Raw genomic sequence first — 20,431 nt, 5'->3', positions numbered from 1 at the left:
CTCACAGCCTCTTTTCGACAAGCACCTCGACGCGGCGGTTCAAGGCCCGCCCCTCGCGCGTGCTGTCGGTGGCGACTGGATCGGTTGCCGCGCGGCCCTCGGAATGGACGCGATCCCGCGGCACTCCGTTCTGGACCAGCATGTCGGCAATCGTCTGGGCGCGAGCCTCCGACAGTCGCTGGTTGGTCGACAGCGGATTGGTCTTTTGCAGGGGAACGCTGTCGGTATGACCGACGACGGTGATGTTTCCGATCAGCTCCTGGTTGGCGAGGATCACCTTGGCGAGCGACCCGATCAGGGGCTCGAAGCCTTCGGTCAGTTGTGGCCGTGACGACTGGAACAGTTCGGGATTGGAGGCCTGGATCGTCAGCTTGGCCAGCGAAACGCTTTCGGTGCCGCTGAGGGCGGATTTGAGGTCGGCGGGCGCCCCGGCCTGAAATTCCGGCAACAGCGCAAAATCCACCTTCTCCGGCGGCGGGGCATCGACCTCGGGCGACGTGCGGGTGATGTCGCCGCGCGCGGGCGGCGGCAGTGCGCGAACAAGTGTGGAGAGCTCGACCGCCTGGCTGCTCAGTGCCATCGAGAGCCCGACATGGATTGTCATGGCTGCAACCGCCGCACCGAGCGCCATGACCCAGATCGGAACGATGAAGCGCTGCGGCTCGTCAGATGCGATCACGCCTTTCCAGTTTGGCGACAGTGGCGCGCCTTCGGCGTCGGCATCGCGTAGGAAGCGTGCCGCCGCCACGCGAACGGCATTGAGGGAGCGGTCGCCGGATCGGGCCGACACGCGGTATTTGCCACGAAAGCCAAGCGCCATGCATTGATACTGCAGTTCCAGCAATTCGCGATCACGGTTGGGATGGCGCTCGAGTTCGTCGAGACGGGTGAAGAACTGCGTGCCGGCATCGACATCGCCGCGCAGCATGACCACAAGCGGCTGCCGCGGCCAGGCGCTGGCACCGCCCCATGGCGTGTTCAGGGCCAGATCGTCGAGCAACGCCGCCACCACCCAGGCCGCCTGGTCGGCGCGCTCCATTGAGGATCCGACCGACATAGCCGTGTCGCGTGCCCGAACCAGTTCTTCGAGCAACCGGGTTCGCAATGCTTCCGGATTGTCCGGCGGCAGCGCACTTTCAAGCTCGGGAGCGAATTCGAGCAAGGGCGCAAATGCGTTGACGAGTGCGTTCGGATGGGTGCGGGAGCGCTTTACCGACGCGGTCGGCAAAGGTGGCGCCATCGGCCGCGGCATCGGCGCGCCGGTCAATCGAATGCGGGTGCGTTCGCGATCCTCCGACAGTCCGAACGGATCATCGCGGCTCATGATCTCACCTGTTCACCGAATAGCAGTCCACCTGCGGCTCGCTTGGCAACACGCCCGAAACGCCGATGACGAAGCCGGGAGCGTCGAGCAGCGACGCCCAGTGCTCACTTTTCTGGTCCAGTTCCAGGCATAACCGATCGCCATCGTAAGGAATCTCGCGCGGCTGGGAATGAAGCGGTTTCAGCGGAATGCCGGGCAAACGCGATTTCCACAGGCCCTCGAACTGGTCGGCCGAGCCGACGGTTGCTTGATGGACGAATATCTTGCGCAGCGCGTCTTCCGACAACTCCGAACCGACCCGGATGACGATCCGGCTGGCCACAAGCAGCTTCGGATTGTCGATACGGATCTTCCAGACATTGGTCGAATGCCGCATGACAGGCAGCGCACGCGATTTGGGCTCGATGTAACGCAGGCTGAGGATGAGCGAGCGCAGCGCATCCGCCAGCGCCGAATAGGCGGGGCCAGGCGCCATGTGATCGTAGGCGGGCAACTCGCCCAGCCGCCGCGCGCTCGATCCGTAGGTCGCCATCGAACCGGCGAGCCCAGCAAGTTCCAGGTATAGCTCGGCTGGATGGAACACATCCTGAGCCAGCATGTGGGCCAGCCGCGGACGTGCCGCATTGGCGAGATTGAGCATCAGCAAATCTTCGACGCTGCGCCCAGGTCCGCCCATGACCATCTTGCCATGCGCCTCGGCGATCTGGTCGAGGCCGGTGACAACTTCCAGCAGCAATTGCCGGTACCAGGCCACGGCGCCCGTAACCAAGGTCGGTGGCAGGAAGGTCTCGTCCAGGGTGACGCCGCCATCGGCTCGAATCCCCTTGAGGTCGGCTAGCGGCAAGGCCGTGTAGCCACCGACCGACTTGCCGGGTGCGAGCAGCAACGCCTGCGGCCGGGCAATTTCGATTTCTTCAGGGTCTGAACCGCCCTGGACGGCGTCACGCACCGAAACGATCCGCCCATGATATCGCGCACCCGAGGCGGCAGCGTGTGCCGGATCGAAGCCGACACCGCCCGGAGGCTCCAGCGGCAAGGCGATCAGCACCGGTCCGGCGCCCGTGTCAGGGGTGATCGGCAGCGGTCGCGGCGCGTCCATCATGTCCGGGATGGAAAAAGGTGTCCCATCCGGAAAGATGCCCCGCGCGGACAGGATCGAGATCTGGCCGGCTTCCAGCAACGCATGGTCCAGCGTCAGCTGTTGGAAACCGAACGTATGCAATTGCCCGGCCTGCAACGCGCCGCGCACCGTCGCCTCGAAAAAGCGATCCTGCTGCTGGAAATGCTGGGTCCGCAGGAAAAGCCCTTCGGACCATAGCACCCTGTTTGCATTGCTCATGCCGCTACTCTCTGCATTGAGCTCCCCTTGCCCTTTGCCGCTAGGCGGAAATGCCGCCGCTGCCAAGCGTGACGTTGATCGTGAATTTCGATCCAGACGACACCGACTTGGTTGTCCGCCAGTTCCGGCCGCCGGGCTCGCGGATCAGAGCAACAAAGCCCAGCGCCGTCGCGTCCGGCTCGACCGTGATGGTTTTGGATGCGGATTTTCCCGGCCCGACGGAAATCTGGTCGGATCCGATGAGATCGCCCGCCAGCGCCGTGCCGGCATCCCCCTGCAGCGCGAAATAGTCGGCGGAATTGAATTTGCCGGTGCTTTTCAGCCGCATCACCAGGATCGTTACCGGCCGGTCGCCGCCGCCTGGTCCCGGGTTCATGCCAGCACCGCCGGTTACGTTGACGGTGATCACCGATGGTTTCGGCGGACCACTCTGGCAAGCCGCAAGCAACCCTGTCGCGCCCAAGGCAACAACAAATTCACGTCGATCAATCATCTCTCACTCCTCCTCGTATGCATCTCGAAAATCAGCGCCGATTTCGCCAAGGAAGCTCTTTTCAGCACTCTCGGCGATTTCACGATGGCGCTTCTGGTAAAGTTCCCACAGCTTGGCGCCCCGCCCCCCAGAGAGAAGGGTTCCGATCGCGGAATTCGATTTCAGCTCTTCCTCGATCATTACCGGGTCCAAACGGTCGATCATCCGCCGCATGGCGGTCTGTATGCCTCGCCAGGCGCGTACGTGATGTTGCGCGAGATCGCGCACCGCATCGGTGATTGCCGCTTCACCGCCGAGAAATCCTGGGCTGCGCTCAGCGATAAGCGTTATGATGGCGTCGTCGACGGTCGGCAGGAACTTGAGCGGATTGACTTCGGAGGCCCCGACCATGGTCTGCGCGACGCGCGCGTTTCCCTTTTCCTCGGCCCGCTTGCGCAGAAGCTGCATCAGGCCTTCCATCATCATCCGGTATTCGCGACCGAACTTCTCCATTTCCGCGATGCTGTCGCGTCCGGGGGAATCGGCTTCCTCGACACCCATGCCATGCAGGAATGCGGCGCGAAGCGCCATCTCCTCCGGCCGCGCCGCAGCCAGCGCCGGGGCGGCTTTGGGAGCAGCACCCACACGTGATGAAGCAGGGGTAGCTGCGGGCTGCACCGGCAAATCCCAGGGATTGGCTGATTGGGATCGCTGGGCGATGCGCTCGCGCTGTTCGATCGAACTGGCGCCGTTCGCCGAACTGAGCGTGGCGGCTGGTCCGAAAGCAAAGTCATCATGGGTTCCGGACGGCTTGTCACGGGCGGCTTCGGCTGCGCGGTCGGGGGACGGTACCGCGTCGAGGCTGAACGGGTCCGCTTGGCTCGCCGTGCCGCCCGGTTCGCGATAAGGGGCGGGATTTTTCGACACCGGCGTCGAAACCGGATCGAGGCTGAACGGGTCATCGAAAGCGGCCGAGTGGCGCTGGTCGGAGTTGGCACGTTCGAATGCACCCGCAACCGGCTGCTCAAAAGGGTTCGGCAGATCGGCCGGACGTGGCCGTCGCGGCTCTTCTTCGACCTTGGCGGAAAAGAAGTCATCGCGACCGATGCTCACCGGGGCCCGGGATGCTGGCGGCGCGCGTTCCGAAACCGGCTGGCCGGCCGCTGGTGCTTGAGTGGCTGGCGTTTGCATGTCGACATGGACGACGTAGTCGCCCAATCTCAGCCGCATGCCACTTTGAAGGCGCGTCGACTTGCCGGCACCGAGCGGGCTGTCGGAGTCGTTTATGAACAATCCGCTGCTCGACGTGTCGGTGACGAAATATCCATCTCGCCCGCCAGAGATCTTGCAATGTGCCCTTGAAACGAACATGTCGGGATCGTTGATCTGCCAACCCGCGTCCGCGCTGCGGCCGATCACCAGCTCACCCTCGTCAAGCCGGGTCTGCCGCACCGCCTGGGTGCGTGGCCCTTGCTCCAGTGTCAGCAGCAGGCTCATGCCGCGACCCCCGTCATTTCCGGCCGCCATCCGACGATTGTCCGCAGCCGCATATCGTCAGCATCGCCCCTTTCGATGGGTCGCGCAAGCCAGGCGGTCCGCCCGAGCCGAACCGCTCCGATTTGGGGCGGCGGTACGGCTTCACGCGCAAGCACGATGCGCAGATCGACGTCGAGCGACTCCCCGACCATGTCGCGAACGGCCTGCTTGAACAGCTTGAGCCGCTCGCCGCCAGGCAGGAACGCCTTGAACTCCTCATACCCCAGCGGGCCGACACGCAGTTCGATCCTGCTTTGGCGGCTGAAAACGCGTGGGCCGATCGTCGCGCCGTTGCCGAGCCCTGCAAAGGCCTTTGCAAGACGGGTCTGGAGACCGGTTGGTACTGTTATCCAGGCGGAGATGAACTCCTTGATCTGTACCGGCGCCTTGAACGCTTCCGCCAGGAACAGCGTCAGCCGTTCCGGGCCGTCGACCTGATTGGCCAGCGAAGCCGCCTGGCGAAGCTTCACCGTATCGAGATTGGGGTCCTGCGTGCCGGGAAGTCCGATCCCGGCCATGGCTTCAAGCATGGCCCGAACGCGCCCGCCGACAGCGCGCTCGACCTGGACCGCCGGGTGCGCATCCGCCCACGCCCGATAGTAGAGGGCGATCATACGGTGCTGCAGAATGTTGACGAAGTCGACGAACGTCGTGTCGCTGGTCAGTTGTGCCTCGGCGCCGGCGAACCAGCGTTGCGAGAGCCGGTCGAGCACCCAGCGCGTCAGATGCAGCGGCATTGGACCTTCGGGTCCCAGCAGACCAAAATTTGCCACCGTGACCCGGGCCGGTGCCGCATCGCGGGCTTCGCGGAACACAACCAGGTCCCGTGCGGAAAAGGCGAGGCGCACATGCTGGCCGAGCCGTGCCGGCTCACGGTCGGGGCGGCCGGAATGGCCGAACAGACCGCTCCGTTGTTCGAGGCGGCGCAGCAGTTCGAAAAAGTCGAACGTCTCGGACAGACCTTCGGCCCTGTTCGGGCCGGGCTTGTCTAGATCAGGTAGCGATTGCCGGGCGTCATCGGCCATGGCACATCCTCCTGCTTCTGCAGCAGCCGCGTGCGGGTTCGCACGAAGCCGTTTATCCCGGCGTGACGAGCAAACAACCGCGCCAGCAAGGCCGAAAGCAGCAAGGTACTTTGGCCGGCCAGGACCGATTGATCAACATGCAACGTGACTTCGGTACCGCGTCCAAAGCACATCGGTCCATCGATTTGCAGACGTTCGATGACCGACTGCGAGTCGATACGCACGATCGAATGCACATTTCGGGCAAGGCTTGGATCGCCGCGATCGGCATAAAGGTCGAGTAGCGCATGCAGGGGATCGATGCCGCGGCCTTCTTTGGCAAGACTGAGAAAGTTGAGCGCGAGCTGCGCCACCAGCCGCCAGGCGAGATCATCGGCCCGCGATTCCCCGTCGGCCCCAGCAGGCAGTGCCGCAGGAATAGCTGGCTGCGGCGCACGCAAGGCGCCGAGCAGCCTTACGGTTTCGACCGGGTCGCCGGCCTCTAACGTCAACGTCGGATTGTCGTCGAGGATCGGCAGATCACGATTGGTGCAAAGCGCCATCACGTCGAGCCGCTTCAGCGGCCGGGTCGCCGGCCTTGCGAGCGGCCGGGACACGGCCAGGAAAACGTCATCCCCGGTATAGGACGTTCGCGTCAGGCCTTCGCGGCGCTCCTCCTCCATCGCGCGGCGAGGGCGCCTTTCGGTCGAATAGACCCAACCACTACCGCGGTTCTGACCCAGGCTGAAGAGCTCGGGGATTTCGGCGTCGTTGCCTTCCGTGTCGGCGTCCTCGACGCGGATGACCCGGTAGATTTCGAAGTCACGCGCCCGCGTCCGGTCCGCATGCAACACCTGGCGCGTCTTGCGTTCATCGACTTCGACGACGTTGCACTCGCGTTCGAACAGATTGATGATCGGTGTCGCGAAAAGTTCGAAGTCCGCCGGCGTCAGATCGGCCAGCTCGGGAACCGTGCGTTTGAACAGGAAAATGATCTCGAGTCCGGCCGCGCATTGGCGCACGACAGGCTGCAATCCCAAAACCCGTGCATAGTGAAAGCGCTCGGGCATCATGAAGTATTCGCGCAGCAACCGGTATCCTTCGAATGTCGGGCGGGTGCGCGGCATCAAGGCCTCGTCGTCGCTGATGCCGATCATCTCGGGTGCCGGCAACGGCGACAGCGGGTTGGTCTTGCCTTCCGGTCGCGCTGCTGTGGCCGTGCAGGCGCCGAAAATCGCATCGAACAGTAGCGGCGCCTTGGTGCGTCCGGCAAAATAGAGCTCGAGCCGATCGAGCGCCAATTCGTCGAGCTTGCCTTTTCCGGTCCGGCCCAGCGTGATGCGGAGCGCCGCCTCGCCGCCGACGCCGCCGATCGGCCCTATGCCGGCCATCGCCAGCGCGCTGCGGTCCTGAAAATAACTGACCGAAGTGATCGCTATCGGCCACAGGGTCATTTCTTGCGCAGTGGAGAAAGTGCAGCGTGTCGACAGGCCGGGCTGCAGACTGGAAACCAGCCGTGTATTGCGTTTGACGATATGGCCGGCCAGCATGGTCTGGACCTGCTGGCCGGGTTTTAGCACCACCATCGCCGTTGCCGGCGCCGGGGTGACCAGATCGGGATAAAGAACATCGAGCACACTGCGGGAAAATCGCGAGCGCTCGGCGTCGACCTTCAGCCGGGTGCGCGCGGCGAGAAAAGCGACGCCATCCAGCAGTCGCTCGACATATGGGTCCGGACACGGGACTGTATCGAGGGAAAGGTTGCGCGCCACTGCGGGATGCATGTCGGCGAATTCCGCAGCAAGGCCACGGATATGGGTCAGTTCCTCCTCGTAGTACTCAACGAAGACACGATCCATCTCAGGCGTCCCTAATTTCGGTCCGCGCCAAGCCGTTATCGAGATTGATCGTAGTGCGCAGGCGCATGCGTTCGGGCGTCGGCGTCATGATCAGCACGGCGTCTATCTCGATCTTCAGGCCAACGGTCTTGTCGCCAAGCGTGACCGTAACCTTTGTTGCGCTTTCCTTGAGGCGAGGTTCGAAGGTGGCGAGCACCGCTCGGATCTCACGCGCAAGAACGTCCCGGTCGAAGTCGCGGGAAGAGCGGCCCGAAAAGGAAGGCACGCCGTAATTGACCACGCTTCGGCGGACCTCCGGAAAATCGGCAAGCGAAGGTGGATTGTCTGAAATATGTTCATTTTCCAGATCGGAAAGAAGCGGTGTGGCCTCGAAGCGCTCGGTGTTGAAGAGCGCCTCGATGTCACGCCGCACCGCTTCCCTGAGTACGCTGGCCGATACCACCACGCCACGGCTTTCGATCTCGGCGCGGTGATGGATCTGAAAGGCCAATCGATGCAGACGGCGTTTCTGATCCGGTGTCAGTTCCCCATCGGCGTCGATGGTTCGCGTACTGCCGGCAACGAGTGCGTCGAGGCGGTCCGCGCCAAGCTCGTCGAGGAGGACATGGCGCAGCCCATCTATTTCCGAGGTCAGCCCCGGCAGGTCGTTGACGAGGCGATCCCAAAGCGATGGTTGGACGGCCTCGCTTTTCGCCCGCAAGCCGCTGGTGGTCTGCTGCTTACCCGCGCCGGTCCGCCGGACCTCACTTGCCGACATAGACATCCATTTCGGCTTCATCGTTGCCGTCATAGACGAACTTGATCTTCTTGTAGGCGAAGCTGACCTCTTCCTGAATCAGGTCTTCCTCATCTTCAGCCTGCGACATGTCGTACTCCATGACGAAGGCGTCATTCAGGGTGATGACCAGATAATCCTTGCTTTCGCCATCGATGGTCCGGCGTGCCGAAAACACCACCTCATCAAGGGCTTTGTTATCGAACAGCGCCTTTTTCAGGTAGGGCGAGGATTTGTCGTAATGTTTGGTGAACTTGATCATGCCCATGTTCACGCGGCCACGGCGCGAGATCGAATTCGGATCATAGGGGGCGACCATCTTGTAGTCGACGCCATGAATTTCGATCTCGTCTTCGTGGCCGTCGCGTGTGCTCGGGCCTTTGATATCGGGAACCTTCAGAAAGCCATCAATCTTTGTAGTCGTGGGCATTGTGTTTCTCCACCGCTTCAAAAACCAGGTTGTTGTTGCTAAAATCAAGTCTTAACGGACGGTAGTTCGGACACCAGTCGGAGCGAGGCGTTGATGCCCTCCAGCTGGTAATGCGGGCGCAAATAGAAGCGAGCATTGTAGTAGCCCGGCCGCCCCTCCACGCTGTCCACTTGAACCTCGGCGGCGGCAAGGGGGCGCTTGGCGCGCGCCTTGTCGTCGGCGAAGGCCGGGTTGGCCAGCACGTATCGGTTGATCCACTCGGTCAACCAGATCTGCATCTCGGCGCGCTCCTTGAACGAGCCGACCTTGTCGCGCGCGATGGCCTTGAGGTAGTGCGCAAAGCGCGAAACTGGGAAGAGATAGGGCAGGTTGGCGCTCAGCCGCTCATTGGACTGCGCATCGGGATCGACCAGCCGCCCCGCCCGCGTTTCGTCGTCCTGCAGCGAGTGTGCCCCGATGAACGCCGCCAGATCGGTGTTCTTCCGGTGCAGGATGGGCATCAGGCCAAGCTTGGCCAGTTCCGCCTCGCGCCGGTCGTCGATGGCGACTTCCGTCGGGCATTTCATCGCGATCGAGCCGTCGTCGGTCGGGAAGCTGTGCACCGGCAGGTTGAGCACCGTGCCGCCGTTCTCGACGCCGCGGATCTGCGTGCCCCAGCCAAACAGCTTGTGGCTGCGGTTGATGTTGACGCCCATCGGGAAGGCAGCATTCATCCAGACATATTTGTTGTGGTCGCCCTGCACCTCTTCCTCGAAGGTGAAGCCCTTCACTGGAACGGTATCCGTGCCATACGGCAGTCGCGCCAGTACGCGGGGCATCGTCAGGCCGATATAGCGAGCGTCCTCACTCTCGCGCAGCGATTGCCAGGAGGCATAAGCGGGGTTGGAGACGATCTGCTGTAGATCTTGCGGGTTCGGCAGTTCCTGCCAGCTGTCCATGCGGAACAGGCGCGGCGAGGCCGCCGCGATAAACGGCGTATGCGCCGAGGCGCAGATGCCTGAGATGTTGCGCAGTAGACCGACGTCGCGCGGGTGGTTGGAGAATTCATAGGCGCCAATCACGCAGCCGATCGGCTCGCCGCCGAGCATCGAATACTCGTCTGTATAGACTTTCTTGAAGATCGGGCTCTGATCCCACATCTGGCCTTCATAGTCTTCGAGCGTATCGGCCATTTGCTCCTTGGAAATGTTCATCACCCGGATCTTCAGCTTCTGATCCGTCTCGGTGTTGTTGACGAGATACCAGAGGCCGCGCCATGTGCCTTCCATCTCGCGCACTTCCGGTGCGTGAAGGATCTCGTTGACCTGTGTCGTCAGCATCTTGTCGATGCCGGCGATGAGCGACTTGATCGACTTGATCGCATTGGACGAAATGGTCGTGGTGTCGGAGCGGGACTGCGCCGCGAGCGCCAGATTGCGCACGAGTTGCTGTAGCTTCTCGCTATCGTCCTTCTTGACCTTGAAATCCTTTTCGAGGAGCCCGCTGAATTCTCCAAGATCTATGGCTTCGGCCTCGGCGACGGCGGCGGTCTTTTGCTGTTCGGCCATGATTTATTCCCCAACCTTGTCGTCGTCGGACAGCGCCTGACTGGCAATCTTGCCAAGCAGCGGCTCGTTGTTCAGAAGCTGTGCAATGCGCTTTTCGGCATCGACGCGGCCATCCATGAAGCCCAGCAATTCCTCAAGCTGACGACGCATCTTGAGGATCTCGGCCAGTTGCGGAACCTGCTCGGCGATCTTGTCGGGGGCGAAATCACCCATTTTGGTGAAGGTGAGATCGAGCGCCAGTTCCTCGTCGCGTTCCTGGCCTTCAGTCTGCGGCAGCGTGTTCTTCACCCGCGCTTTGACTCGGGGGCCGAGCGCCTCCATGAACTTGGGGAAGCGGTTCGCGTCGGTCTCGACAAAGGAACGGTCCAGCACCGACTTTGACGCCTCCTTGGTCTGCGAAGCACCGGCAAGATCGGCCATCACGCCCATGACAAACGGCAGTTCGATCGTTGTCGGGCTGCCGTAGGTTTCCACGTCGTAGGCGATCTGCACTCGCGGCGCGCGATTTCGTTCGATGACCTTCGCTTTGCTTTCGGCTGGCATGTCTTGTTACCTTTCATCCTTTTGAGCCGCCTTCTTGGCATCGGGAACACCGGCAAGGAGCCTGAATTCCTTCAGCCCCGATGGGGCGAGATCTTCCATCAGTTCAACGAAATCCATGTGCACCATCCGGCGCACACGCCGAGCCAGATGCGGAATCGGGCTCGACGGTTCGGTGCGATCATAGAAGGCGACGACGAGGTCGAGGCACTTCACCACGTCGTCGCGCGAGGAAATCCGGTCGGGAAGCCCCGTGGTCGGCTCCGCGTAGCTTGTCATACTTGCCACCGCATCGGCTCCATGACCGTTTCGAGCAGGCGTTGCAGGTTCTGCCAGCGTCGGTGGCTTGGCCGAGCCATTAGCCACGGGGCCGGCACTCGAATTTCGTTCGAGCGTCGTCAGCAAACGTTGCAGAAACCGTTTCAAGTCGGGAACGGTAGCGCCACCGCTGCCTTCGAGACGAGCATCGAGGGCGGCTTCGACGGCATCGAGGGCGGCGATCGCGGCGCGTCCATCGGCGATGAGCGCAGTCATTTCCGCCCCAGCCTGATCGATCTGAGCCGCGCACGCGCTGCGCACCCGGTTCAACAACTGCCCGTGCTCGCTTGCCAGTTTCGCCTTTTCTACCGTGTTCAAACCCGAAGCAGCCTCCTGAAGCATGATCCGCTCGTCGAGCGAACCCTTCTCCAGATCCTCGCCCAGGATCGGCCCAACAGCGCGCGGAGCAAAGAATGTCATCTTCCGCAAATCTTTGAGCAGACCATCTTGGCCATTCTGAAGGTCAGTAAGCGCATTGATGCGGCGTAGGGCAGCGTCCCGCGGTGTGGCGCCTGAACGCAGTGCGGGGTGCATGGTCGCCCAATGCTGATCGATGGTTTGCGCGATTAGGGTCAGGCCGTCACCCAGCCCGGCCAGCTGGTGCTCGTTGGCCAACGCACGCGTGACAATGACGAGAAGGCGCAGATCCCGGCCGTGTGAGCGCAGCTCTTCGGCCATGGTGAGGACGGCGGGCCAGTCGACCGGAACGGCGATTTCCGTGTTTTTGCTGCCCTGGAACTCGACCTTTTTCTGCTGTTCTGTCAAACGCTCCAGTTCATGAAAAGCCGGGTCATTGCGCAAATCCGCCCCTGACGGGTTTTCACCGTCAAGCGGAGTAAGCCAGAGTGCGACATCAATCACACAATCCCCCAACGTCGGCCCTCAAGACCGTAGTTGACGCCACGTTATCACACCGCCGCACATTACGACAATTCAACAACTGCTCAAAAATCACAGAAGCTAAACGAATGCCCAGTCCATGGTGCGACTTGCCGTACCTGTATGGGAAATGTTTCGCATAAACGTGCGCAATTCCATGGTTGTTTGCGGCCGTTGGTGCGAGACTCACTCAAACAAAGAAGTCGGCTGACTGGGCATTAAGGCCCCGTCCGACACGCGCTTTGTCAAGTGACGGCTTATGTGGCAGGTTACCGACCGGCAGATTGCAGGAGAAAGTTCGATGGAACCGCGCCGGTCATCGCAGACCTTCAAACGCAAGGAACTGGTCGGCAAGCTCGATCCTGTCGGCGTGCGTGCCTTCAAGGCCGCAGCCGACACCGCCAAACTGCGCGGCAATCCTTACGTAGAACTCGTCCACTTCATCGAGCAACTGGTGCTAACGAACCGGTCGGATGTTCAAATGATCGTCGCCGACGCGGGAGTGGATGCGAGCCGGCTCACGGCCGATATGACCCGCGCCGTCGACAAGCTGCCTTACGGCGCAACGTCGATCGAGGAATTTTCCGACCATATCTTCCATGCCATCCAAGAAGCCTGGAACCTGGCAACGCTTGAGTTCGGAGTCGAGGAAGTCCGCAGCGCCCATATTCTGCTTGCCTGCCTGAAGACGCCGGTGCTGGAAGGCCTGCTGTCGAAGATCAGCGGCGAGTTTGACCGGATCGACGCCGCCGCCGTCATCGCACGGTTCGACGACATCACGGAAGGTTCGCTCGAAGCGGGCGGCACGACGATGGTTTCCGCCGCAGAGGCGCCGAAACGGCTTCCGGGCCGGGATTCGGCGCTGGCGCAGTACGCCACCGACCTGACCCAGCGCGCTCGCAACGGCAAGATCGATCCGGTCGTCGGCCGCGATCCGGAGATCAGGCAGATAGTCGATATCCTGATGCGACGCCGGCAAAACAATCCGATCCTCACCGGCGAGGCCGGGGTCGGCAAGACCGCAGTCGTCGAGGGTTTTGCCTTGCGTATCGCCGAGGGCGACGTGCCGCCCAGCCTGCAGAACGTCAGTGTTCGCATGCTCGATGTCGGATTGATGCAGGCGGGTGCAAGCGTAAAGGGTGAATTCGAAAAACGCCTCAAGGCTGTCATCGATGAGGTTCAATCGTCCGAAACGCCGGTAATCCTGTTCATCGATGAGGCCCACACCTTGATCGGCGCTGGTGGCGCCGCTGGAACCGGCGACGCGGCCAATCTCCTGAAGCCGGCGCTGGCGCGGGGCGAATTGCGGACCATCGCCGCAACGACCTGGGCGGAATATAAGCTGCACATCGAGAAAGACCCGGCGCTGACCCGCCGTTTCCAGGTGGTAAAGATCGACGAGCCGTCGGAGGCGGTGGCCGTTCTCATGTTGCGCGGCGTGGCTGGGGTTCTGGAGCAGCACCACAAGGTACAGATACTGGATGAGGCGATCGAGGCGGCGGTCGGCCTGTCGCATCGCTACATCCCGGCACGGCAACTGCCCGACAAGGCGGTAAGCCTTCTCGACACCGCTTGCGCCCGTGTGACCATATCGCAGCACGCCACGCCGGCCGAGGTCGAAGACATTATGCGTCGCCGACAGGCGCTGGAGGTCGAGCGCGGCATCATCGGCCGCGAGGCTGCGATCGGCATCGAGGTAACCGAGCGTCAGGCTCGGGTCGACACCGGGCTTGCCGAGACCGAGGTCACGCTGGCCGCCGCGGAGCAACGTTGGGATCGTGAAAAGGCGCTTGTCGCCGAGATACTCGAATTGCGCGTCAGGCTGCGCGGTGAAGGTGTGCCGCTCGATGCGGTGGAGACGCCGCAGACCAATAGCGAAACAGCCAAGAGCGAGGTGGGGGCACCACCGGCTGCCGATGCCGCTCCGCCCAATCCGGCCGCCGATCTAGCCCAGCTGCGCGAACTGATGACTGAACTGGCCGAAGCGCAAGGCGAGACTCCGTTGATCCTGCCGTCGGTCGATCGCAACGCCGTGGCCGCCGTCGTTCAGGATTGGACGGGCATCCCGACCGGGCGGATGCTGTCGAGCCAGACCGAAAAGGCGCTCAAGCTCGCCACCACGCTTTCGGAGCGCGTCGTCGGCCAGGACCACGCCATGGAGATGATCGCCAAGCGCGTACAGACCAGCCGCGCTGGGCTCGGCGCGCCGGAAAAGCCGGTTGGTGTGTTCCTGCTCTGCGGTCCCTCGGGCGTCGGGAAGACCGAAACCGCATTGGCCCTGGCGGAGACGCTCTACGGGGGCGAGCAGAACCTCATCTCGATCAACATGTCCGAGTTCCAGGAGGCGCATACGGTCTCTACCTTGAAGGGGGCGCCGCCTGGTTATGTCGGCTACGGGAAGGGCGGCATCCTGACCGAGGCCGTCCGCCGCAAGCCCTATTCGGTGATCCTGCTCGACGAGGTCGAGAAGGCGCATCCCGATGTGCATGAAATCTTCTTCCAGGTTTTCGATAAGGGGATGATGGACGACAGCGAGGGCCGGCGAATCGATTTCAAGAACACGTTGATCCTGCTCACCTCGAATGTCGGCTCCGAAGTCATCATGGATCGGACCACGAATGGTGCGCTACGGGCAGGGCTCGACGATCTGGATACCGCCTTGCGCGGCCCGTTGCTGAAGGTCTTCCCGGCGGCCTTTCTCGGCCGGGTGGTGACCATTCCTTATTATCCGCTCTCGGATTCGATGATCGAAGCGATCACCCGTCATCAGTTCGCCAAGATCGCTGGCCGGCTGCGTGCAACCAACGATGCGGAATTGGTGATCGGCGACGGTGTCATGGATCTGGTCAAGGCCCGCTGCACCGAGATCGAATCCGGCGGGCGGATGATCGATGCCATTTTGACCAATACGCTTCTGCCTGAATTGAGCCGCGGCGTGCTGAACCGCTCGCTTGAGGGCAAAAAGATGACAAAGGTGACCGTCGGCGCCTCCGAGGAGGGCTTCACCTACGCCTTCGAGTAGCTTCGGACGAATGTCGACGAAAGCGCCTGCCCGAACTCAGTTATAGACATTGCGCCGCGCCCGGCGGTAGTTCCGTCAACATGCTTCGTTGTCCTTGTTCACCGACACACGAGCACGAGGCCCTCTTCAAGACACGGTGGCGAGCTTGTTGCGGCGAAGCTGCGGGGCTAGTTCATCTAACCATGATCCCCTCCCAATTGCGGGGTCGCCTCAGGAGAATTTTCGCCGGCTGGATGACAGCGTTCGCAGCTAAGTGCTGCCGCGTTTCGAGATGCGGCTCCAGGATCACATCGCTGCTCGAGCACTATTGGCGTTGCCGAACAGCAACAGAGCTCAAAGTTCCTCGCATCATGATCTCTGTCAGGCCATTTAAGGATTGCCTGTGGGTCAAGCTGAGATCATACATTAGATGGAGACCATACATTCCTAAATTCCCAGTTAGCTGAGATCATACACTCCTAATTATTTGATTTATGGAGATCGGCACCATGGCTGCGCGCGGAAGCGGCGAAGCTACGGGCGAGCCCCCTCCGGAAGAGAGCGAACCGGCCGAGGCCTCGCCTGATCTCACTTATTCCATGTCGGCCGGGCTGGTGACGCGGCTGAAGACGCTGGATGTTGCGCTCGCGATTACCTCCTACCAGTCCGGCCTTTTCTATCTCATCGGCCGCAACCCGGTGACCGGCGGGCTCAACGTTCACCAGACGCCGATTCTACGGCCGATGGGGCTCGCTTGCGCCGCCGACGGGACGCTCATGCTTGTGGCGGGCTTCCATCTCGTGCGCTTCGTCAACGCGCTGGAACCACACCAGCGGGCCAATGATATCTTTGACGCCTGCTATGTACCGCGCACCGTGCACGTTACCGGGGAACTCGACGCTCATGACGTCGGAATCGACGTGGCCGGCCGGCCCATATTTGTCAACACGCGTTTCAACTGCCTCGCCACCGTGTCGGACCGCTACAGCTTCGAGGAAGTATGGCGGCCGCCCTTCATCTCGGCGCTGGTGGACGAGGACCGCTGCCACCTGAACGGTCTGGCGATGCGCGACGGTGAGGCGGCCTATGCCACGGCTATCAGCCGCTCCGACACGATCGACGGCTGGCGCGACCGGCGCACCGACGGGGGCGTTGTGATGGATGTCAGGAACGGCACGGTCGTGTGCGAGGGGCTCTCCATGCCGCATTCGCCCCGCCTCCATCGGGGAGCGCTGTGGCTGCTCAACTCCGGCACAGGTGAACTCGGCATTGTGGAGTTGCCGAAGAACGGCGGCATGGGCCATTTCGAGCCGGTCGCTTTCTGCCCGGGTTTCGTGCGCGGGCTGGCGTTTTGCGGCCGCTACGCTTTCGTCGGTCTTTCCAAGCCGCGCTACAAGCGCTTCGAGGGGCTCGCGCTCGACGCCCGCCTCGCCGGTGCCGATTCGGAGCCGTGGTGCGGCATACAGGTCATCGACCTGGACAAGGGAAGCTGCGTCGATTGGTTCCGCATCGATGGGCAAGTGGCCGAGCTCTACGACCTCGCCGTCATTGCCGGCTTCGCGTGCCCGATGGCGGTGAGTCCACACTCGTCCGACGCGGCAGGCTTCATCAGCCATGCGCCCGGCGGCGGGCGGCCACGATTGCCAGCGAACAATTCTTTTGCCGAGGCTGTCGTGTCAGCCCCGTCCACCCAATGACCAAAGCTGCCATGCAGTGGGGGCGATCATGAGCAAGGCGACGAAGCTGGAAAATACGGACGGGCCGGCGCTCGGCCGGCGTAATCGCCTGATGTTCGGCACTGTGCTGGCGACAAGTGCATTCCTCGGTGGCTATCGCGGCTATGTGCGCCCCGCCCTTGCGGACTGCTCTCCCTTCAATGGCACCTTTTTCTGCGGCGATACGACGACGCAGACGCAGACACTCACCGGCACCCCATTAAAGGTGACGACGGTCCTGGGTAATGACGGTCCCGACTTCAGCATCGACACTAGGCCCTCCACTGGCGGAGGCGGGGGAAACGCGTTCACTTTGACCGGCACTGGCGGCCTGACGTTCACTGACGACAACCAGTCGTTCATCACTGGTGCCGCTGACGGCATCAACGCCGGCAATGACGGGAGCGGTGCATTGTCGATAACGGCTACCGGTGCGGTGACAGGGACCAGCGGATACGGCATCTATGCCAACAACTCCGGCGGCACCGATCTCACGATTAAGGCGGATAATGTGTCCGGCGGGATATCCGGCATACACGCGGAAAACTACGGCACTGGCGCACTGTCGATCACCGCAACCGGTACAGTAACGGGAACGGTGGGAGACGGGATTTATGCTCTGACTTTGTCAGATGTTATTTCCAGCACCGATCTAACGATTGAGACGGCCAATGTGAGCGGCGGGGTCTATGGCATCTTCGCCGAACACCACGGCACTGGCGCCCTATCCATTACCGCGACCGGTGCGGTGACAGGGGGCACCGGCGCATTGACTGGAGGCATCTACGCCCAAAACTATGGCAGCGATCTCACGATCGTCGCGGCGGGCGCGACCGGCGGTCAGGGCATCGGCGCCGACCAGGAGGGCACTGGCGCGCTTTCGATTACCGATACCGGAACGGTGAGGGGGACGTATGCGAGTGGCATTTTTGCCTTTACGGGGGGCAACTCTAGCGGCCTCACGATCAACGTTGCTGATGTGAGCGGCGTCGTCGGCATTGAGGCCGAGCACCACGGCAGCGGCGCGCTCTCAATCACCGCTAGCGGGCAGGTGACGGGCGAGGATGATTCTGGGGGAATCTTTGCGCTCGCTTATGACAACGCGACCGGATTGGCCATTCAAGCGGCGGACGTAAACGGTGGGGCCTACGGCATCTTGGCCATACTCCACGGCAATGGTGGGGCGCTCTCCATTACCGCCACGGGCGCAGTCATCGGGACAATCGACGGCGGCATCTTCGCCCAGACATTCGACAATGCCACCGGGTTATCAATTGGAGTGGCAGATGTGAGCGGCGGAACCTATGGCATCCGTGCCCTCCACGGAGGCACCGGCGCGGTTAAGATTACCGCCTCCGGCATGGTAAAGGGCAATGGCGGCCCGGGCATTTACGCCCGCAACGACTCCGCCGCCACTGGTTCGGCCACTACGGTTAAGATACAAGATAGCGCGACGGTAAGTGGCTCCACGGTCGGCGTCGAGCTTGTGTCCGGCTCCGGCCGCGCAGCGGGCGTGGACAATGCCGGTTCAATCGCAGGTGCAACGGGTATTCTCGCGAACACGGCGGGCTCGATCACGATCACGAACGCCGGTTCAATCTCCGGCACTGGGGGCACCGCAATCGATCTCACCGGCGCGGGCGCCGGCACAATCAATCAACAGGGGGGCGTCATTACCGGCAACATTCTGCTTTCGGCCCGCCTGGACGTGGTTAGCGTTGTGGGCGGCACGATCGCCGGCAATGTTGTCGGCGGGGCGGGCGACGATAAAATGACCGTCAGTGGCGGTACCATCACCGGGAATGTCTCCGGCGATGACGGTGATGATATAGTAGCCGTCTCCGGCGGCACTGTCCGCGGCAGCGTCACCGGCGGCGCCGGCTTCGACCAAGTTTCGGTCTCCGGCGGCACCATCACGGGCGGCATCGACGCAGACCACGTCGATCTCTCCGGCGGCGCGATCGGCGGTAACATCACCGGCCTCGGACCCGACACGCTGATCATCAACGGTTCCGGCGCGGTCGATCCGCTCAATCTGCGCGATGGCGTGCTGTTTAGTGGAACAAATGCCAATGGCACCGTCACCGGCACCGACCTCGCGGCCGGCGGCAAGAGCCAGAACTTCACCGGCTTCGACAATTTCTCGGCCGACGCTTCCACACTGCGTTTCAGCGGCGGCACGGAAGGCATCAACCAGCTCAATCTCGGCAACGGCTCGACGCTGTTCATCAACGGCAACGTCACCATGCCGGGTTCGATTATCGCGACCACGAGTTCGCTGATCGACATGCGCAATGGTGTCGCTGGCGATGTGTTGACGCTAGGCGGCCTCACCCTCGACGGTGCCAGCATCGGCCTCGACATCAACCAGCAGACATCTCAGTCGGATCAGCTCGTTGCCGATGCGTTTTCGGCAACCGGCGCCAATACCATCATCGTCAACCTGCTCGGCACGCCGCAATTTGCCGAGCCGACCGACATACCGCTCATTGTTTCGACCAACGGCCCGGTCACCGGGACGTTCAGCGTCGCAGGCGTGCCCGGCACACCGGGTTCGCTTTTTACCTATGAGATCGTCACAGGCCCGAATGGCAGCGTGTTCCTGCGTGCCACGCCAGTCAATTTTGGCATTGCGGCGGCGCCGACCAGTGCCACCAACGCCGGCGCGGTCACGGTGGCAATCGACGCTCTCTACGGCATAAACCGCGACGCGCTCGACGCTGACCTCAACCTTTCGCCCGCATCCGGATCTGGAATGGTGCCGGTTTCGGAGAGCTTCGGGGTATTTGCCTCCGGCCAGTTCGCCCATACCGAGCATGACGGCTACAACATCACTGGCGGAGGTTTGAACGGCTCCGCCCCGAGCTTCGATGCCAATGATTTTTCGGCCGCCATCAGCCTTGATTTCAATGCCGCCAAACACTTCCAGTTCGACAATGAGTATGGCCTGAACATCGGCGTTTTCGCCGGCTACGCCTCGACAGACGTCAACCTCGGCGCGTTTCGGGGATTTGATGCCATCGGCGAAGGTACCAACAAGGCCGGGCTGTTCGGCGGCTACGTGTTGTTTCGCAGGAGCGTCGACTATGCGTTGGTCTCCGCCTCCGGCTTCATCGGCGGAAGCGACGTGACGAACGGCGTGCTCGGCACCACCGGCAGCTATGATACCAACGGCTATGCGGTTACGGCATCGGTCGGCCATATCTTCAAACTGGGGGACCGCACCCGTTTCGATCTGCGCGGCGGCCTGCTTGGCGTTTCGTTCCGCGGCGATCCCTATACAGACAGCGGCGGCAACGAGTTCGGCAAGAGCCAGCTTTCTTTTGGCGCGATCAAGCTCGAGCCCGGCATCTATGGCGATTACACGCTGAGCAACCACATGGTGTTCAGCCCCTATGCGCGGGGCGAATTGCAGCAGCGTGTCGGTTACAAGAACACCACCGAAATCGACACCAGGGAGATCAACTTCGACGATGCGGATTTTTCCGCCGCGCTGTCGACAGGCTTCAATCTGAAGATGTCGGACTCGACCACCGTCAACGGCGAAGTCCGTGGCAAGGCGTCTTCAGACAGTTCCACCATCGGCGCCAAACTCGGACTGAAGATCGCCTTCTAGAGCGGGATGAAATGAGACTGAATCGGCTTGGGATTCCCTTAGGCGTGCAAATCTGATTCAACCTTCATGCTGGGCA

General features: G+C 62.1%; 14 protein-coding genes. 3 read left to right on the top strand and 11 right to left on the bottom strand.

Features of this window, described 5'->3' with window-relative positions:
• Window position 1: 1 nt before the first annotated feature.
• From icmH to tssA, 11 genes are read right to left on the bottom strand one after another with little or no spacing between them, the layout of a single operon-like run.
• Window positions 2–1,324, bottom strand: a complete 1,323-nt coding sequence (gene icmH, locus NKH52_RS28785; protein ID WP_352735809.1) for a type IVB secretion system protein IcmH/DotU — start codon at window positions 1,322–1,324, stop codon at window positions 2–4.
• A gap of 4 nt (window positions 1,325–1,328) precedes the next feature.
• Window positions 1,329–2,663: a type VI secretion system baseplate subunit TssK gene (tssK, locus tag NKH52_RS28780; protein ID WP_352735808.1), complete on the bottom strand. Its 1,335-nt coding sequence runs from the start codon at window positions 2,661–2,663 to the stop codon at window positions 1,329–1,331.
• A 40-nt stretch (window positions 2,664–2,703) separates the two neighbouring features.
• Complete coding sequence (gene tssJ, locus NKH52_RS28775) at window positions 2,704–3,156, bottom strand: type VI secretion system lipoprotein TssJ (RefSeq protein ID WP_063173914.1); 453 nt, start codon at window positions 3,154–3,156, stop codon at window positions 2,704–2,706.
• 3 nt (window positions 3,157–3,159) lie between these two features.
• Window positions 3,160–4,632, bottom strand: coding sequence for a type VI secretion system-associated FHA domain protein TagH (gene tagH, locus NKH52_RS28770; protein ID WP_352735807.1), 1,473 nt, complete (start codon window positions 4,630–4,632; stop codon window positions 3,160–3,162).
• Window positions 4,629–5,696, bottom strand: a complete 1,068-nt coding sequence (gene tssG / locus NKH52_RS28765; protein ID WP_352735806.1) for a type VI secretion system baseplate subunit TssG — start codon at window positions 5,694–5,696, stop codon at window positions 4,629–4,631. The genes tagH and tssG overlap by 4 nt, the downstream gene beginning before the upstream one ends.
• A complete protein-coding gene (gene tssF / locus NKH52_RS28760; RefSeq protein ID WP_352735805.1) occupies window positions 5,660–7,534 on the bottom strand; it encodes a type VI secretion system baseplate subunit TssF in 1,875 nt (624 codons plus the stop codon). Before tssF ends, tssG begins: the two co-directional genes overlap by 37 nt.
• A gap of 1 nt (window position 7,535) precedes the next feature.
• Complete coding sequence (tssE, locus tag NKH52_RS28755; protein WP_352735830.1) at window positions 7,536–8,291, bottom strand: type VI secretion system baseplate subunit TssE; 756 nt, start codon at window positions 8,289–8,291, stop codon at window positions 7,536–7,538.
• Window positions 8,278–8,739 carry an Hcp family type VI secretion system effector gene (locus NKH52_RS28750; RefSeq protein ID WP_023758847.1) on the bottom strand — a complete coding sequence of 154 codons (462 nt, stop codon included), beginning with the start codon at window positions 8,737–8,739 and terminating at the stop codon, window positions 8,278–8,280. The genes tssE and NKH52_RS28750 overlap by 14 nt, the downstream gene beginning before the upstream one ends.
• Before the next feature lie 44 nt (window positions 8,740–8,783).
• Window positions 8,784–10,286: a type VI secretion system contractile sheath large subunit gene (gene tssC / locus NKH52_RS28745; protein ID WP_352735803.1), complete on the bottom strand. Its 1,503-nt coding sequence runs from the start codon at window positions 10,284–10,286 to the stop codon at window positions 8,784–8,786.
• A gap of 3 nt (window positions 10,287–10,289) precedes the next feature.
• Complete coding sequence (tssB, locus tag NKH52_RS28740) at window positions 10,290–10,829, bottom strand: type VI secretion system contractile sheath small subunit (protein ID WP_352735802.1); 540 nt, start codon at window positions 10,827–10,829, stop codon at window positions 10,290–10,292.
• A 6-nt stretch (window positions 10,830–10,835) separates the two neighbouring features.
• Window positions 10,836–12,005 (bottom strand): type VI secretion system protein TssA, encoded by a 1,170-nt coding sequence (gene tssA / locus NKH52_RS28735; RefSeq protein ID WP_352735801.1) that lies wholly within the window; start codon window positions 12,003–12,005, stop codon window positions 10,836–10,838.
• Window positions 12,006–12,324: 319 nt separating this feature from the next.
• Between tssA and tssH the strand changes: the two genes are divergently transcribed.
• The 3 genes from tssH to NKH52_RS28720 all read left to right on the top strand — a co-directional run bounded on the left by tssH (window position 12,325) and on the right by NKH52_RS28720 (window position 20,355).
• Window positions 12,325–15,045: a type VI secretion system ATPase TssH gene (gene tssH, locus NKH52_RS28730; RefSeq protein WP_352735800.1), complete on the top strand. Its 2,721-nt coding sequence runs from the start codon at window positions 12,325–12,327 to the stop codon at window positions 15,043–15,045.
• Between the two features lie 473 nt (window positions 15,046–15,518).
• Window positions 15,519–16,721, top strand: coding sequence for a TIGR03032 family protein (locus NKH52_RS28725; RefSeq protein ID WP_352735799.1), 1,203 nt, complete (start codon window positions 15,519–15,521; stop codon window positions 16,719–16,721).
• 28 nt (window positions 16,722–16,749) lie between these two features.
• On the top strand, window positions 16,750–20,355 hold the full coding sequence (locus tag NKH52_RS28720; RefSeq protein WP_352735798.1) for an autotransporter: 3,606 nt from the start codon (window positions 16,750–16,752) through the stop codon (window positions 20,353–20,355).
• Window positions 20,356–20,431: the final 76 nt, after the last annotated feature.

This window comes from Mesorhizobium sp. M1066 (assembly GCF_040318635.1).
Taxonomy (GTDB): Bacteria; Pseudomonadota; Alphaproteobacteria; order Rhizobiales; family Rhizobiaceae; genus Mesorhizobium.
Note: the sequence above shows the minus strand (reverse complement) of the source record. Positions and strands in the feature narration are given on the sequence as shown.